Origin of the sequence: Bacillus sp. AFS029533, from assembly GCF_002585125.1 — a bacterium.
Classification (GTDB): domain Bacteria; phylum Bacillota; class Bacilli; order Bacillales; family Bacillaceae_G; genus Gottfriedia; species Gottfriedia luciferensis_B.
In genome coordinates, this window is record NZ_NUQC01000003.1 from 1 (window position 1) to 15,519 (window position 15,519).

The 15,519-nt window shown below is 32.2% G+C and carries 16 protein-coding genes; 13 read left to right on the forward strand and 3 right to left on the reverse strand.

Translation table 11 applies throughout. The features are described 5' to 3' along the window. Nucleotides 1-223: 223 nt before the first annotated feature. Nucleotides 224-1,480: a sporulation integral membrane protein YlbJ gene (ylbJ, locus tag COE53_RS00995; protein WP_069035584.1), complete on the reverse strand. Its 1,257-nt coding sequence runs from the start codon at nucleotides 1,478-1,480 to the stop codon at nucleotides 224-226. Between the two features lie 140 nt (nucleotides 1,481-1,620). Here ylbJ and COE53_RS01000 point away from each other — a divergent pair, with 140 nt between their 5' ends. Both COE53_RS01000 and COE53_RS01005 read left to right on the forward strand, forming a co-directional pair. After that, nucleotides 1,621-2,427, forward strand: a complete 807-nt coding sequence (locus tag COE53_RS01000) for a patatin-like phospholipase family protein (RefSeq protein WP_069035585.1) — start codon at nucleotides 1,621-1,623, stop codon at nucleotides 2,425-2,427. Continuing rightward, nucleotides 2,402-3,427 carry a SepM family pheromone-processing serine protease gene (locus tag COE53_RS01005; RefSeq protein WP_098947306.1) on the forward strand — a complete coding sequence of 342 codons (1,026 nt, stop codon included), beginning with the start codon at nucleotides 2,402-2,404 and terminating at the stop codon, nucleotides 3,425-3,427. The genes COE53_RS01000 and COE53_RS01005 overlap by 26 nt, the downstream gene beginning before the upstream one ends. Before the next feature lie 96 nt (nucleotides 3,428-3,523). Here COE53_RS01005 and COE53_RS01010 read toward each other — a convergent pair whose 3' ends face one another. Then, on the reverse strand, nucleotides 3,524-4,795 hold the full coding sequence (locus tag COE53_RS01010) for a nucleotidyltransferase (protein WP_098947308.1): 1,272 nt from the start codon (nucleotides 4,793-4,795) through the stop codon (nucleotides 3,524-3,526). Nucleotides 4,796-5,430: 635 nt separating this feature from the next. Between COE53_RS01010 and COE53_RS01015 the strand changes: the two genes are divergently transcribed. From COE53_RS01015 to COE53_RS01030, 4 genes are all read left to right on the forward strand, one after another. Next, a complete protein-coding gene (locus COE53_RS01015) occupies nucleotides 5,431-5,946 on the forward strand; it encodes a YceD family protein (protein ID WP_025672196.1) in 516 nt (171 codons plus the stop codon). Between the two features lie 55 nt (nucleotides 5,947-6,001). Then, nucleotides 6,002-6,175 carry a 50S ribosomal protein L32 gene (gene rpmF, locus COE53_RS01020; RefSeq protein ID WP_025672195.1) on the forward strand — a complete coding sequence of 58 codons (174 nt, stop codon included), beginning with the start codon at nucleotides 6,002-6,004 and terminating at the stop codon, nucleotides 6,173-6,175. A 174-nt stretch (nucleotides 6,176-6,349) separates the two neighbouring features. After that, nucleotides 6,350-7,117, forward strand: coding sequence for an enoyl-CoA hydratase/isomerase family protein (locus COE53_RS01025; protein ID WP_069035588.1), 768 nt, complete (start codon nucleotides 6,350-6,352; stop codon nucleotides 7,115-7,117). 76 nt (nucleotides 7,118-7,193) lie between these two features. After that, nucleotides 7,194-7,775 (forward strand): hypothetical protein, encoded by a 582-nt coding sequence (locus COE53_RS01030; protein WP_069035589.1) that lies wholly within the window; start codon nucleotides 7,194-7,196, stop codon nucleotides 7,773-7,775. A gap of 49 nt (nucleotides 7,776-7,824) precedes the next feature. Here the strand turns inward: COE53_RS01030 and COE53_RS01035 are convergent, their stop codons facing one another. Then, nucleotides 7,825-8,238 (reverse strand): GNAT family N-acetyltransferase, encoded by a 414-nt coding sequence (locus COE53_RS01035; protein ID WP_254664648.1) that lies wholly within the window; start codon nucleotides 8,236-8,238, stop codon nucleotides 7,825-7,827. Nucleotides 8,239-8,385: 147 nt separating this feature from the next. Between COE53_RS01035 and COE53_RS01040 the strand changes: the two genes are divergently transcribed. The 7 genes from COE53_RS01040 to COE53_RS01070 all read left to right on the forward strand — a co-directional run bounded on the left by COE53_RS01040 (nucleotide 8,386) and on the right by COE53_RS01070 (nucleotide 15,511). Next, a complete protein-coding gene (locus COE53_RS01040; protein WP_069035590.1) occupies nucleotides 8,386-9,273 on the forward strand; it encodes a 2-dehydropantoate 2-reductase in 888 nt (295 codons plus the stop codon). 6 nt (nucleotides 9,274-9,279) lie between these two features. Then, complete coding sequence (locus COE53_RS01045; RefSeq protein ID WP_069035591.1) at nucleotides 9,280-9,672, forward strand: DUF3397 family protein; 393 nt, start codon at nucleotides 9,280-9,282, stop codon at nucleotides 9,670-9,672. A 26-nt stretch (nucleotides 9,673-9,698) separates the two neighbouring features. Next, nucleotides 9,699-11,327 carry a bacillithiol biosynthesis cysteine-adding enzyme BshC gene (gene bshC, locus COE53_RS01050; RefSeq protein WP_069035592.1) on the forward strand — a complete coding sequence of 543 codons (1,629 nt, stop codon included), beginning with the start codon at nucleotides 9,699-9,701 and terminating at the stop codon, nucleotides 11,325-11,327. Nucleotides 11,328-11,532: 205 nt separating this feature from the next. Beyond that, the gene (mraZ, locus tag COE53_RS01055; protein ID WP_025672272.1) at nucleotides 11,533-11,964 is read left to right on the forward strand and encodes a division/cell wall cluster transcriptional repressor MraZ; all 432 of its coding nucleotides are present in this window, start codon (nucleotides 11,533-11,535) and stop codon (nucleotides 11,962-11,964) included. A gap of 32 nt (nucleotides 11,965-11,996) precedes the next feature. Further along, on the forward strand, nucleotides 11,997-12,929 hold the full coding sequence (gene rsmH, locus COE53_RS01060) for a 16S rRNA (cytosine(1402)-N(4))-methyltransferase RsmH (protein ID WP_056471111.1): 933 nt from the start codon (nucleotides 11,997-11,999) through the stop codon (nucleotides 12,927-12,929). Nucleotides 12,930-12,941: 12 nt separating this feature from the next. Then, nucleotides 12,942-13,307, forward strand: coding sequence for a cell division protein FtsL (ftsL, locus tag COE53_RS01065; RefSeq protein WP_069035593.1), 366 nt, complete (start codon nucleotides 12,942-12,944; stop codon nucleotides 13,305-13,307). Between the two features lie 11 nt (nucleotides 13,308-13,318). After that, entirely contained in the window at nucleotides 13,319-15,511 is a 2,193-nt protein-coding gene (locus COE53_RS01070) for a penicillin-binding protein (protein ID WP_098947310.1), read from the forward strand. The last annotated feature ends 8 nt before the right edge of the window (nucleotides 15,512-15,519 follow it).

The window sequence follows — 15,519 nt, forward strand, 5'->3', positions numbered from 1 at the left end:
GTGCTCGACTCCTATGGGATAAGCGGGAAGGCTGAGACCCCGCAGGCTTGCCGAGGAGGCTAAAGAACCTCGCCCCATGGAAAGCGAGCATCCCGTAGTGGAAATCAATCGCATTAAACTCCTTTACGGATATTTGGTAATTTAATTGACAAGGTTGAATTTCAACAGCGCGAGAAACCTCAAGTTTAATTTAAACTGAGGTTTCTTTTTTAAATGAAAAGGTTTAAGAAGATAACTTTTTAATATACAGTTTATAAATTAAAATAATTACATAAATGTAAAGCGAAATTAATGTTATAAATGAACCTGCTGAAATCAATGTTTCGAAGTTTAACTGTTTCTCTGTAAAAATCTTTATAACAGGTAAAGTATTATTAATAGCATTAGAAGTTAACCGATTAACATATAGTGGCTTCCAAAAAATAATTGCTAAAATAGGTGCAATTCCAGATTGTAATAAACGACCGATTAAATAAGGCTTAATACTTAATTTCACTTCAGAAATAATACTTGCTACTTGGGCTTGTATTGAAAAACCGCCAAAACCTAAAATAAAGCTAGTTAATGCCACTTGCTGCAATAATGTACTATTGCCTAGCTCACTGACTAATTTAGATCCTAACGTAATTTCAAATAACCCAGATAAAAAAGGCGTAGATAAATTGCCATTAACCTTTAAATTTGAAAAGCAATATGCAATTATCTTACCAACATTCGATATAAATCCAATTTCAATTAAAAGCATATTAAGAACAGAAAAAACGATAATAAATCCACCAATCATTAATAATGTCTGTACGGAAGAAGCTATTGCATCCCCTAGTATTTTTCCAATCGGTCTTCTTTCACTTAATCTTTTTTCATGCATAACTTTAAAAGCGTATTTAAAGCGGTTAGAATGAATTCTTTCTTTACGAGAGTAGTTAGGTTGGTTTCTTCCATAAAACCTCATAATGAGGCCTACAATAGCGTTAGATAAATAATGACTGAGTGCAAGTACGAGCCCAACTTTTGGATTGTGAAAAAAACCAACAGATACTGCAACAAAAATAAACAAAGGATTAGATGAATTTGTAAATGAATTAAGTCGTTCGGCTTCTAATTTTGTTAATTCCCCATCTTTATATAATTTTGCAGAAAGTTTTGCACCTGAAGGAAATCCTGATGCCATCCCCATAGCCCAAACGAACGCCCCAACACCCGGAACTCTAAATAAAGGTCTCATAATTGGCTCTAAAAATACACCAATAAATTGAACAATTCCAAAGCATATTAGAAGTTCACTTAAAATGAAAAAAGGAAGGAGCGAAGGAAATACGATTCCCCACCACATATTTAACCCTCTAATTGATCCTTTAAATGCTACCTCTGGATGCAAAATAATTGTTGATGTCAGAAATATGAGTAATAAAAAAATTAGTAAGGTAATGAAATAATTTTTTTTCACATATAAACCTCCAAAGATAAACTTAAAAAACATATAGATATTTGTCTAATTGTAGTAAGACCAATGAGTAGGAAATAAGATAGTAATATATGTATAAAAAAAACTTGTACAATTAAATATACGTAGCTGGAATTCAATTTTAGACCAAAGAGTTTAATTGGAGGGGAAACAACTTGGAACCGAAAATTGGTTTAGCATTAGGTTCAGGAGGTGCACGAGGATTTGCACATGTTGGTGTAATTTCCGTTTTAAAAAAGCATAATATTCCTATAGATCTGATTGCAGGCAGTAGTATAGGTGCTTTAGTTGCTGTTTTATACGGTGCTGGTGCGGATGTAGATCGACTATATAAAATTGCAAAAGTATTTCAATCTAAATACTATATTGACTATGTCGTTCCAAAAATGGGTTTGATTTCTGGGAACAGAGTGAAAGAGTTGATAAAAGTACTATCATTTGGAAGAAAGCTTGAAGAATTAGATTTACCAGTGTCAGTAATCGCTACAGATTTGTTAACAGGAGAAAAAATTGTATTTCAAGAGGGAGATATTGCTACTGCAGTCCGAGCGAGTATTTCAATACCGGGAATTTTTGTACCAGAAACGTGGAATGGAAGACTGTTAGTTGATGGTGGAGTCATCGATCGTATCCCCGTTTCAGTTGTAAAAGAGATGGGAGCGGATTTTATTATTGGAGTAGATGCTTCACCGATTCAAGTTAGTGGAGAAGTTTCGACGATCTATGACGTGATTATGCAAAGTATTGAAATAATGCAGCATGAGCTCGTTAGAAATAGAGAAATTGCTTCTAATGTTATGATTAGACCTAAATTAGACCATGTTAATTCTAGAAACTTTACTAACCTTGAAAATGTTATCAAAATAGGTGAAGAAGCTACAGAAAAATTAATACCAGAGATTCTTGAAAAGATTGAGCAATGGAAGGAGAAAAATAGTGATAAAAAGGATCAGAATTCTTAATGTACTATTAGTACTTGGTATAACGCTAATTCTTTTATATTTCATTCCATTACCATACTATGTTACAAAACCAGGCTTAGCAGAGCCTTTAAGGCCATATGTAAAAGTTGATGGTGCAAAAAAAGATAAAGGTGAATTTATGCTAACAACCGTAGCAATGGGTAAGGCAAATGTCTATTCATATATCGGTACGAAAATTAATGACAGTTACCATTTATACAAGATAGATGAAATAAAAGTAAAAGGTGAAAGTGATGAAGATTATCAGTTCCGCCAATTAAGGTATATGGAAGAATCAAAGCAAGCTGCGATTTTAAATGCATATAAGCAGGCTAAAAAATCTTATAAAGTGACGGAAAACGGAATAGTAGTCGTATCTGTTTTAAAGGATATGCCAGCCCATAACGTATTAATGCTAGGTGACATTATCACAAAAATTGATGGGAAAGAAATTAGTACGATCAATGACTTTACCAATACTGTAAAAAGTAGAAAACCTGGTACAAATTTTAATTTAGAAGTAAGTAGAAAAGGAAAAATTAAATACTTTAATATTAAAACAAAAGCTTTTAAAGACGAACCGAATCGTGCTGGAATTGGTGTTTCTATAGCAGAAAATTTAAATTTAACTACAAATCCAAAAGTTAAAATAAATTCAGAAGAGATCGGTGGACCTTCAGCGGGACTAATGTTTGCTCTGGAAATTTATGATCAATTAAAAGACGAAAGTTTAGCAAAAGGTCATGAAATAGCTGGAACTGGAACAATTGATAAAAATGGAGTCGTTGGCCCGATTGGTGGTATATCTCAAAAAATAATCGCAGCATCTGATTCGGGGGCAGAGATTTTCTTTGCACCAAATGAGAACGGTAAAAAGAATTCTAATTATAATGAAGCTGTAAAAAGTGCGAAAAAACATGACTTGAAAATGAAAATAATACCAATTGATACATATGACCAAGCAATCAATTATCTTGAAAAGCTAAAGACAAAAAAATAATTTGAATTGAAATAAGTGCATAAAAAAATGGCAGGATTTAAGGGGGATATCCCTAAACCTGCCATTTTTGAGCTTATAATATGTAGTTGTAACTACTTAAGATCTACTAAATTGATTACTTTTTTCATCATAAATAATTGGATACAGTGAATATTCGGTTTTTATTAATTTTTGTTGATTGTCTAATGAAAGCATCGAAGCATAAGTATGGGTTGCTTTCAAATCCGTACTTAGTTCTTTTTGATTTTGCTGATTAATCGTCGTGTAAATAGGTAAGTCGATTAATTTTTTTTTGGTATTTAAATAAGTTTTTCCCATTGAACTCATACCAAGTAAACGAATATAAGGAACTCGATCTTTCTCTAATATTGATGCCATTTCCTTTTTTGATGTATTTGTTAAGATATGTGTTAACAACCTTTGAATTCGAGTCCAAGTATATCGCTTTGTTTTTATTGAGGTCATTAACTCTTCAAAATTAAGACAGTTTAATACAGAATGTAATACTCTTCTTTCTAAACCTTCGACAGCTTCGTAAATTTCTTCAAGTTCTTCTTTAGTTGAAGTCATTAATTTATATTTCAAAAATGGTAAATATTCATTCCAAGAATGAAGCGCACCATACTCATTTATATATTCTTCAATGGAATCTTTAGTAAAGCATGGAACAAAGTCAGAAATCGATTGATTGTCACCTTTTAGAATTTTTCTAATTGCAGTAGCGCTAGCGATGCTATGATGATTGGTTTCTTCATCATGATAATTTGCAGCTATTCGCTGAATCGTTCTACCTTCCATTCGACTATCAAAGTGTTCAATAGCTTCTAAATAATGAATTCCTAAAATATTATTTGGAAGTGAAACATCTAGCTTTGATGATTCAAGATTTTTTTGTAATGCTGTACTATATGCAGCAGGATAACTTAGTCCTTCATCAAGAAAAGTACGTATACTTGTATTGATTGAAGAAGTAAGCTGCTTCTTTTGTTTAATTAACTCATAAAATGTCTCAATTTTACCCTCTTCACTTCCAAAGCAAACATAATCACATTTTAAAGAATCAAGAATTGAAATAGCTCCTTTGGCAAAGATGCTAGCGTGTTGAGTCGAATAGCTATAAGGTAATTCAATAACAAGATCTGCACCTGCTTGTAAAGCCAACTTTGTTCGTACATGCTTTGGAACGACTGCTGGCTCGCCCCTTTGTAAAAATTGACCACTCATTACCGCAATAACAACATCAGCATTTGTACTTTTTTTAGAACTAGTTAAGTGAAAAACATGCCCATTATGTAATGGGTTATACTCTACTACTACACCAACCGAACGCAGAGAAATGCACCTCCAATATTTACTAATTTCACGAATTTATACATTAAGAATACCAGTTTTGAGAAATAATTCGCAACCTAGTGTGAATTGTATTGAATTTTATTGTGGAAAATAATATATTAGATAGGTTACATATAAGAAGCAAGGTCAAGGATTAAAGGGGAAAGCTAGTAACCAAGTCTAAAACTTTTAGTGAATTTTTCGTCTTAAGCTTGTCGGGAATTCAGTCAAGAAGTAGAAAAGATGTCTAGTTCCACAAGCTAGCTCATTGGAAATATTCCATTAATCTTTGAAGTGGAAAGAATGCCACTTCTTTTGGATGGAGATATTCAAAAAAGAAGTAAAAAAGATGTCTAGCTCCGGCTCCTAACTCCTCGAGTCATAAGCCAATTTTCATCTAAGATTAAAGAGCAAATCTTAGCTAAAAACCGTCTTATGCTTGTCGGGAATTCAGTCAAAGAAGTGAAAAGATGTCTAGCTCCGGCTCCTAGCTCCTCGAGGTCATAAGTCAATTTCCGTCTAAGATTAAAGTTCAAATCTTAGCCAAAAACCGTCTTATGCTTGTCGGAGCTGAACAGTCGCCTCCGCTTTTCTGAAGTGTAAAGAAAAAATATTGACAAGTGATTATAAAGAATATATAATTTTCATTGTTGCCTTGAGGTGGTTTATTTATGAAATGGTCAGTGCACCAGTTGCAGAAATTAAGACATAAAGGTTTAAATTTAGATGAGACAATTGATGTAAGTCAAATAAAGGAACGTAATACTGATATTCGAGAGGTTTCTCCAATTCGAGTTACTGGACGAGTTGATTTTGGAACGAACCGTTATACGTTTCATTTAACAATAACTGGATATTTAATTTTACCTTGTGTAAGAACATTAGTTGATGTAAAATATCCTTTGTCGATTACCACAACAGAAACATTTTTTACAACATCTGAATGGAAAAGTGAAGATGAGAATTTTCACATCCTAGAGGGTGACGTGTTAGACTTAACCCCAGTGATTGAGGAATGTATCTTAGCCGAGATTCCAATGCAGGTTTATGCAGAGGATGTTGAGGGGAAAGAAACAGCTCCAACGTCAGGAACAGATTGGGAAGTTAGGGAACATGTCGAAGTAGAGCAAAAAATTGACCCTCGACTTGCTGGTTTAGCAAAATTTTTTGACAAACAAGATAATTGAGAAGTACCGGATAACCGGCTTCATAACAAACACTGACTTTAAGGAGGTGGGATCAATGGCAGTACCTGCAAGAAGAACGTCCAAAACTGTAAAAAGAAAGCGTCGTACGCATTTTAAATTAGCGGTACCTGGAATGGTTGAATGCCCAAACTGTAGTGAATTAACATTAGCACACCGCGTATGTAAATCATGCGGACACTACAAAGGAAAACAAGTACTTAGCAAATAAGCTAGTCTTTGAATGAGCACATAGGAAACTATGTGCTTTTCCTTTTGCCTTTAAACGTAGGTTGTCCAAGGTTGATTCCTCTAAAATCATGCTTCCTCTTACCTCTGCCCATTTCAATTTCTGTATAGTATAATAAAAACTAATAGGAAACTAGGAAAAGAGAGAGGGATTCCAATGTCTGAAGTAATTACTTATCAAAGAGATGAAATAGATTATATATTTTTAAATAGGCCTAATTACGGGAATTGCATTGATGAAAATACTGCAGAAAAACTTTCTGAAATTATCCGAGAAATCCGAATGAAATCCCAAAGTAAACTAGTTGTATTAACTGGGGAAGGTATGAAATATTTTTGTACCGGTGGAGATTTAAACACAATTTTAAAGTTTAAAAATAATTTAAGTGGATTGGAATCTTTTAATCTAAAAATGTGTGATGTAATCTATCAAATAGCTATGTTACCTCAAATTACAATTTGTTTTATTAATGGTTATGCTTTAGGTGGCGGCTGCGAACTGGCAAGTGCATTCGATTTTAGATACGCGAGTCACAATGCGAAAATAGGGTTTATTCAAGGAAGAATGGGAATTCCAACCTCTTGGGGTGGAGGTACTGTACTTCAAGAAAAAATGAGTCATCAAGACTGGATTACATTACTATCATCCTCAAATATTTACACCGCATTTCAAGCTAAGAAAATCGGCTTTATACATGAACTATCAAAAGATTTAACAAGTTTACATAATGAAAGCTTTATTAGTTTAGCTAAAAGTATTCCTGCACAAATTCATCATCAAAATAAAAAAATACTTATTCGTAAATGGACCGAGCAAAATCTTAAGAGAAGAATGGAAGAAGAAGTTATTTCTGCTATGCCACTTTGGTTTTCAGATGAACATATAAAAAATATCGAACAATTTACAAAAAAATTGGAAAAGTAATCTTCTACCTTCATTTTTTTGTGCATATGAATTAGTAAAATCTGCTTATTGCATAAGAAATTGGAGGGGATTGCAAATGGTTGCAAATCGCCAGGATGCATGGACTAAAGATGAAGATAACTACTTAGCTGAAGTAGTTTTAAAAACGATAAATGAAGGGTCAACTCAATTAATGGCTTTTAAAGTTGTAGCAAAGAGCTTATCAAGGACAGCTGCTGCTTGCGGTTACCGATGGAATTCTTTTGTTAGAAAGTTCTACAAAGAAGAGATTGAAAAAGCAAAAAATAGTAGTAAAAAACAAGCTGTTCCCACAAATGAGGTAGAACCAACGCACGATTCGGAAATAATTACGAATGAGATTCACGAAGACGCTACAACAGAAAAAGGCCATCCAGAAATAACCTTTGAGTCAGTCTATAAATTCCTTGAATATTTGAGATTAAAAGTTGATGCCAGTGGACGAATTAAAGATATACAATCTTTAGAAAAAAAGCTATTAAAATATAAACAAGAAAATGAACAATTGAAAATTGAAAAGCAACAATTAGTTGAAAAACTAAATGAGCTTCAAAGTGAGTATGAACATTTATTTGATTTTTTAGATCAAAAACGAAAAATAGTAAATATTAGTTCTAAAAATGACACGAAGGTAAAATAAAATGAAAAAACTCAACATCTTCTAAAGAAGTGTTGAGTTTTTTTTGTCTTTATTTATTTTCAGGTTTCCAAATGACAAATTCAGAATCTGCCTCAATGAAACCTTGTTTTTTCCAAAATTCATTTGAATTTGCTCTTGGTATCGTTTTAATTGTTTTCTTAAAGGATTTAGCGAAATTTACTAATTCTTTTCCGTACCCATTCTTTTGATAATAAGGTAGAACTTCCATTTTATTAATTTCAATTAATTCTTCATTATTTTCACTATGGGTATATAAACTCATTCGGGCAATAAGTGCCTTGCCTAAGTAAATACCATAGAAAGGAGATTGAAATTCGTTATCAATTAAATTTGATTCAAGATCTTCAAGCATTGATAGCTCTTGTAAACCGTAACCGGAAAATTGCTGAAATTGTTCAAGTGTTTTAAAATTTATTTGTAAACGTTCTATCTTGATGTTCAAAAAAGCTCCCCCTTAAAAAGAATGTAAATTTTTAATATTTTAAATATAATTATATCGTACAATTAAATTTAAAAAAAGATAGATTCGGTGTAAATTTATTATCAAGAAGATAATAGTGGAAAAATAATTTTTCGAATGGAGAAATCAATGAAAATAGGCATAATTGGTGGTGGTGCAGTCGGTCTTCTTACAGCATCGTATTTGTATCAAAATAAACATAATGTTACATTGTTTACGAGAACAGAAGAGCAGGCAAATCTTATAAATAACTTAGGTGTTATACTTTCAGTAGATGAAAAAACGAAACAAATGTGTATAACAGCAGATAAATTATTACCTAAAATAAATACGTTCGATCTATTAATTGTTTGTGTAAAGCAATATCATTTAAATCAAATCGTTAGCACGTTAAGTCAATATGAGGGTGAGAATATATTATTTCTCCAGAATGGAATGTCTCATATTGAAATCGTTAAAAATTTACCTATCCCAAATTGCTTTATAGGTATAGTTGAACACGGTGCATTAAAAACTTCTCCGAATGAAATCACGCATACTGGTAAAGGTATAATTCGAATTGGACAAATAAAAGGGAAAATAGATGCTTTAAATCGATTATCAAGTTTACATACAGCTGAGTTTCCATTTAAAAGCCAAGATGATTGGGAATATATACTTAAACAAAAGTGTTTAATAAATTGTGTTATTAACCCTTTAACGTCTATATTGAACGTTCGAAATGGTGAATTAATCACTAATGAGTATTTTAAACCAATTTGTAATTTATTATTTAATGAGGTTGCAACGATCCTAGATTTAAATAACCAAAAAGAGTGGAATAAATTAGTAGAAATATGTGAGAAAACGAAAGAAAACTACTCATCAATGAATCGCGATTTATTTCACGGTAGACAAACAGAAATTGAAAGTATGCTAGGATTTGTTAAAAAATTGGCAATTAATAAAAAAATAAATGTACCAACAATTGAACTTGTGTACAATAGTATAAAAGGACTTGAGAAGAAAAAGGGGTAATTCTTTTTGGAAAAATTTTTCATTTTCTTTATTTCACTATTAATTGAATTTCCGATTTTTTCAACAATATTTATCTATATGTTTTTAAAATTATTTTTTAAAAATAACAAGCGTAAACTTTTGCTTTTTACGTTAGATTTATCTACAATTCTATATATTAGTTCATCTTATTTTGTTTTAAATATGATTTTTCCGACTGCAACAGGTTGGATATTAATTAATTTATTATTGGTTATCTTATTTATTAGTATTATTCTTCAATGGAAAGCAAAAAGAGATATTCGGTTTACTAAGCTACTAAAAGGTTTTTGGAGAATGTCATGTATTCTATTTATAATTCTTCACTGTATAACCGTGTTGACTGGTTTAGTTTTAAAAATAGCTGAGTATAATGCTTAATTGAAGATCGAGAGAGGAAGTTCGTAATGCAAATTAGTAAAGTCCATTTAGACGGGCAAAATAAATTGCTGAATGATTTTGTAAATGGAAATGAAGTAATTTCTTCTTTCTTTGGTGAAAATCCATTAGTAAAGGAAGAAATGGAATATAGAATTAAAAATGTAATGGAGCGTTCTTATAATCGCACAGGATTAGTTAATGCACTAGAGAAGTTTCATCATAAGCATCATGCAAGTAATGAATCATTAGAAAATGTGAAAAAATTATTGAATAATAATTCATTTGTTGTAATTGGTGGACAACAAGCTGGCTTATTAACTGGCCCTTTGTATTCTATACATAAAATTATTTCAATTATTCAATTGGCCAAGAAATATGAAAAAGAACATGGGCTAACAGTCGTCCCAGTATTTTGGATTGCTGGTGAAGACCATGATATAGATGAAATTAACCATATTCATACAATTGAGAACAATACAGTAAAAAAACAAACCTTTTATCAAAAAACGACTTATTCCCATGCTGCTTCTAGAACAGAATTAGATCAACAGGAAATGAAAAAGTGGATTGATAAAATCGTTAAAACTTTTGATGAAACAAATTATTCGAAAGCTTTACTTGAAGAACTATATTCGATGATTGAGCAATCTACTACTTACGTAGATTTTTTTGCGAAAATTATTTTTAAATTGTTCAAAAAAGAGGGACTTGTCTTAATTGATGCTGACGATCCTAATGTCCGTGAGTTGGAGTCATCTTTATTTAATGAAATGATTCAAAAGCAAGAGAACGTAAGAGGCGTTTTAAAGGATACGAAAAGCAGATTAATAAAATCTGGATACCACGAAACACTTCAAATTTCTGAACAGAGTATTCACCTCTTTTACCATAGTAATGAAGGTAGACAGTTGCTTGAAGTGTCTGAAGATGAAGATGTTTTTCAAACAAAAAATAAAAATTATCAATTCTCTAAACTTGAGTTGATCAAAATCGCAAATGAACAGCCAGCCTTATTAAGTAATAATGTGGTTACTAGACCAGTCATGCAGGAGTATTTATTTCCTACATTAGCATTTGTTGGTGGCCCTGGTGAAATTGCTTATTGGGCTGAGTTAAAGGACATTTTTGGTCTATTTAACCTTCAAATGCCACCTGTATTTTTAAGACATATGTTTACTATTTTTGAACGAAATATCGTATCAGCATTAGAAGATTTTTCATTAGATACTAATGAGGTGCTGAAAACATCATTAGAAGAGAAGAAAGCCGAATGGATTAAAGATCAAGTGAAACTAGACTATAAAGAAGTGTTTAGTCATGCTAAAAAATCTTTAGAAGAATTGCATAAACCTCTTCAAGATGTAACGAAAAAAGTAACACCTAACTTAAAGGATTTTTCTATAAAGAATTTTTTAAAGATTGAAGAACAAATTCTTCTTTTAGAACGAAAAATAGAAGAATCAATTTTAAAGCAAAATGAAGAGCAAATTGAAAAGTGGAATCGGATCATCTGTTCAATTTCTCCAAATGGGAGACCTCAAGAGAGAACACTAAATATTCTCTACTATATTAATAAATATGGTTTTGATTTTGTTCATGAACTTTGTGATTTAGAACTATCATGGGATTACGCTCATCAAATCGTAAAAATTTAAGCCTTTAATCAAAAATATCGCTTTTATTAATATGAATAGTTGTTTTTTATAGGAAACAAACATTGGAATAAGCTGAATTTTATAATAAAAATGAAATCCTGCTGCACTGCTAGCAGGATTTTTTCGTTTTTTAAAGAATTTTTTAGAAAAGGTGGTAAGAAGTGGGGGAATGTGGTAAGTTTGTGTTAGAAAGTGGGGGAATAGGATGTTTATCGGTGAATATCAACATAATATCGATGTAAAAGGACGTCTTATTATACCTTCTAAATTTCGAGACAAGCTTGGTGAAAACTTCATTGTTACAAGAGGTTTGGATCAATGCTTATTTGGTTATTCATTGGCCGAATGGAGTGTAATTGAAGATAAACTGCGCACACTACCACTAACTAAAAAAGATGCGAGAGCATTTACCCGTTTTTTCTTCTCAGGAGCAATGGAATGTGAGATGGATAAGATGGGGAGAATTAATATAACACCTAATTTACGCAGTTATGCAAAATTAGAAAAAGAATGTGTAGTAGTTGGTGTTACAAATCGTATTGAGATTTGGGATTTATCAACTTGGAATACATATATGAATGAATCAGAAGAGTCATTTGGTGAGTTAGCAGAAAACTTAATCGGTTTTGACTTGTAAAAAATTAACAAATTGAAAGTAGTGAAAGCATCATGTTTGAACATATTACGGTTTTATTAAAAGAAACTGTGGATTCTTTAGATATTAAGGAAGACGGCATTTATGTAGATTGTACTCTTGGCGGTGGAGGTCATAGTGAATACTTACTATCTCAGCTTTCATCAAAGGGTAGATTAATCGCTTTTGACCAAGATGAAACAGCAATTAGACATGCAAAAGAGCGATTGAATAAATATGAAAATCAATTAACAATTGTAAAAAGTAATTTTAAACATATAAAAGAAGAACTCCATAATTTAGGTATTTATGAAGTAGATGGAATCTTATTTGACTTAGGTGTTTCTTCGCCACAACTAGATGTTGCTGAACGTGGATTTAGTTTTCATCAAGACGCACCACTAGATATGCGTATGAATCAAGAACAAACATTATCAGCATATGAAGTTGTAAACGACTGGCCTTATGAGCAGCTTGTGAAAATATTTTTCCGATACGGAGAAGAGAAATTCTCTAAACAAGTTGCAAGAAGGATCGAAGAATTAAGAGCTAAGAAGCCGATTGAAACAACTTTTGAGTTAGTTGAAATCATTAAAGATGCAATACCTGCACCTGCAAGAAGAACAGGTGGACATCCTGCTAAAAGGATTTTTCAAGCAATTCGTATAGCAGTAAATGATGAATTAGGAGTATTTGAAGAAGCTTTAAAGGATGCAATTACCCTAATAAAACCAAAAGGCAGAATAAGTGTCATAACATTCCATTCATTAGAGGATCGTATTTGTAAAACGATTTTTAAAGAAGCTAGTTCACTTCCGCCGTTACCACCAGGTTTACCAATTATTCCAGATGAGTTTAAGCCGAAGTTAAAATTAGTGACAAGAAAGCCACTTTTACCAACAGATGAAGAAGTCGAATTTAATAAGCGAGCAAGATCTGCAAAGTTAAGGGTTGCAGAAAAATTATAAGGAGGGAAAATAATGAGTAATTTGGCTAGAAAGCTACAACAAAAACAAGTTACTGATTTACAACAAAGACCTTCTAACAAGAAAAAACAAAAGAAAGTATCAAAAATTACACCTTTTGAGAAAATACTTTATTTAGTATTTATTTTTGCGTGCTTCTTTATGGGTACAAAAATTATTAAAACTCAAGCGGCAATATATGATACAAATTTAAAAATTCAACATGTGAAAAATGAAATAGCGAATGGAAAACAGCATAACTCTGAGCTTAAAATGAAGATTGATGAATTAAGCACATATGAGCGCATATGGCAAAAAGCAAAAGAGTTAGGTTTAAATATTGATAGTAACAATGTAAAGTTTACCGACACTAGCAAGTAGGAGATTGAGATATGAGTAAGAAAAAGAATAAATACACAAATTATGGTATTCGTTGGTTTTTTATTGGTACTTTAATCCTTTTTTTCTCCCTTGTTGCTAGACTTTCTTATATTCAATTATCAAGCACAGTAGAAGGTAAAAATTTAAAAGTTTATGCGGATGAGAATTACAATACATCCCAAAAAATTCCTGCTAAAAGAGGAACAATATATGACTCAAATGGTGTTCCACTAGCGGAAGAAGTGACAGCTTACACTGTATCGGCCGTTCTAGATCCAAGTGCATCAAAAAACTCTAAAGTGAAAAGACATGTCGTGGACAAAGAAAAAACCGCAAGTGAATTAGCACCAATTTTAGGTATTGATGAATCGGATCTTTTAGCGAAATTAGGTAAACCAAAATATCAAGTTGAATTAGGACCAGGTGGAAGAAATATTTCTCAAAGCACAAAAGAACAAATTGAGAAATTAAAGCTACCTGGTATTGTTTTTACCCCATCTCAGCAGCGATATTATCCAAATGGTGTATTTGCTTCTCATACGTTAGGATATACGAATGTAAATGATAATGGAGACCTAATTGGAGAAATGGGATTAGAAAAATCATTGAATAATGAATTAACTGAAAAAGATGGAAAAAGAAGCTTTTTACGTGATCGAAAAGGAAATATTCTACCATATGAAAATGAGAAGGTTACGCCTCCACATAATGGTGATGATGTGTATTTAACAATAGATACAAAGATTCAGAGTTTACTAGAAGACGCAATGACTAGCGTTGAAAAAAAATATGAGCCAGAAAAGATTATGGCAATCGTTTCTGATCCAAAAACCGGTAAAATTGTTGCAATGAGTAACCGTCCTAGCTTCAATCCGAATCTTCATGACATTACAAACTATACTAATGACCCGATTTCATATGCAATTGAAGCAGGTTCTACAATGAAAATATTCACTTTAGGTGCTGCAATGAATGAAGGCGTTTATAATGGAAATGAATATTTCCAATCAGGTCGATATAAAGTACCAGGTGGAGGAACTGTCCATGACGTAAATCGAAATGGATGGGGTTCAATTACTTTTGACGAAGGGATTCAAAGGTCTTCAAACGTAGGTATTTCGATTCTTCTTAATGAAAAATTAGGTGCAGATCGCTTTTTACAATACTATAAAAACTTTGGATTTACACAAAAAACGAATATTAATCTTCCAGGGGAATCAAGTGGTAAATTAGTATTTAATTATCCACTTGAAAAAACAACAACTGCTTTTGGACAAGGATCTACAGTAACAGGAATTCAAATTATCCAAGCTGCAAGTGCTATTGCTAACAATGGAAAAATGATGAAGCCTTATATTGTCGATAAAATTGTCGATCATGATACGAATAAAGTTATTAAAGACTATAAATCTCAAGTTGTTGGTAATCCAATTTCAGAAGAAACAGCAAAAAGAGAGAGAGCGTTATTAGAAACGGTTATTACTGCGCCGCATGGTACTGGGCATAACTATGCGATTGAAGGTTATACTGTTGCTGGTAAAACTGGTACTGCCCAAGTTGTTGACGATCATGGGAAATATCTTAAAGGACGCGGTCAAAACCTGTTTTCATTTATCGGTATGGCACCTGCAGATAATCCAAAATTAGTCGTTTATGTAGCGATGCTTCGTCCAAAACTTGAAGCAACTGAAATCGGTTCAGATGGTGTTTCTGAAATATTTAGAACAGTTACAAAGGGCGCTTTAGAGTATATGAAGGTTGAGCCTGTTAAAAATGCCAAAGTAGACAAATTAATTGATAAAGAAAGTATAGAAATTCCGAATTTGAAAGGTTTAACTTTAGATGAAGCTAAATCTTTAGCTACATCTGAAGGATTGAAACCTGTATTATTAGGAAATGGTTTAGAAGTTACTGGTCAATCAATTAAGTCAAAAACTCAAGTTGTCAGAGGTACTACTATTTATCTTAAGACAAATGGAACAAATACAATGCCATCTATTATTGGATGGTCAAAATCGGATGTTAACCGTTTAGGTAAATTATTTAAGCTAAATATCTCATCAAAGGGATCTGGATTTGTTACAAGTCAGAGTATTAAAGAAGATTCAGAGCTACGGGATCACGACTATTTAACGATTGAATTAAATAAACCAAATGGAGCGACAGACGAAGAAAAAGATGTAAAAGTAGATGTACAAGAGTAATATGACAG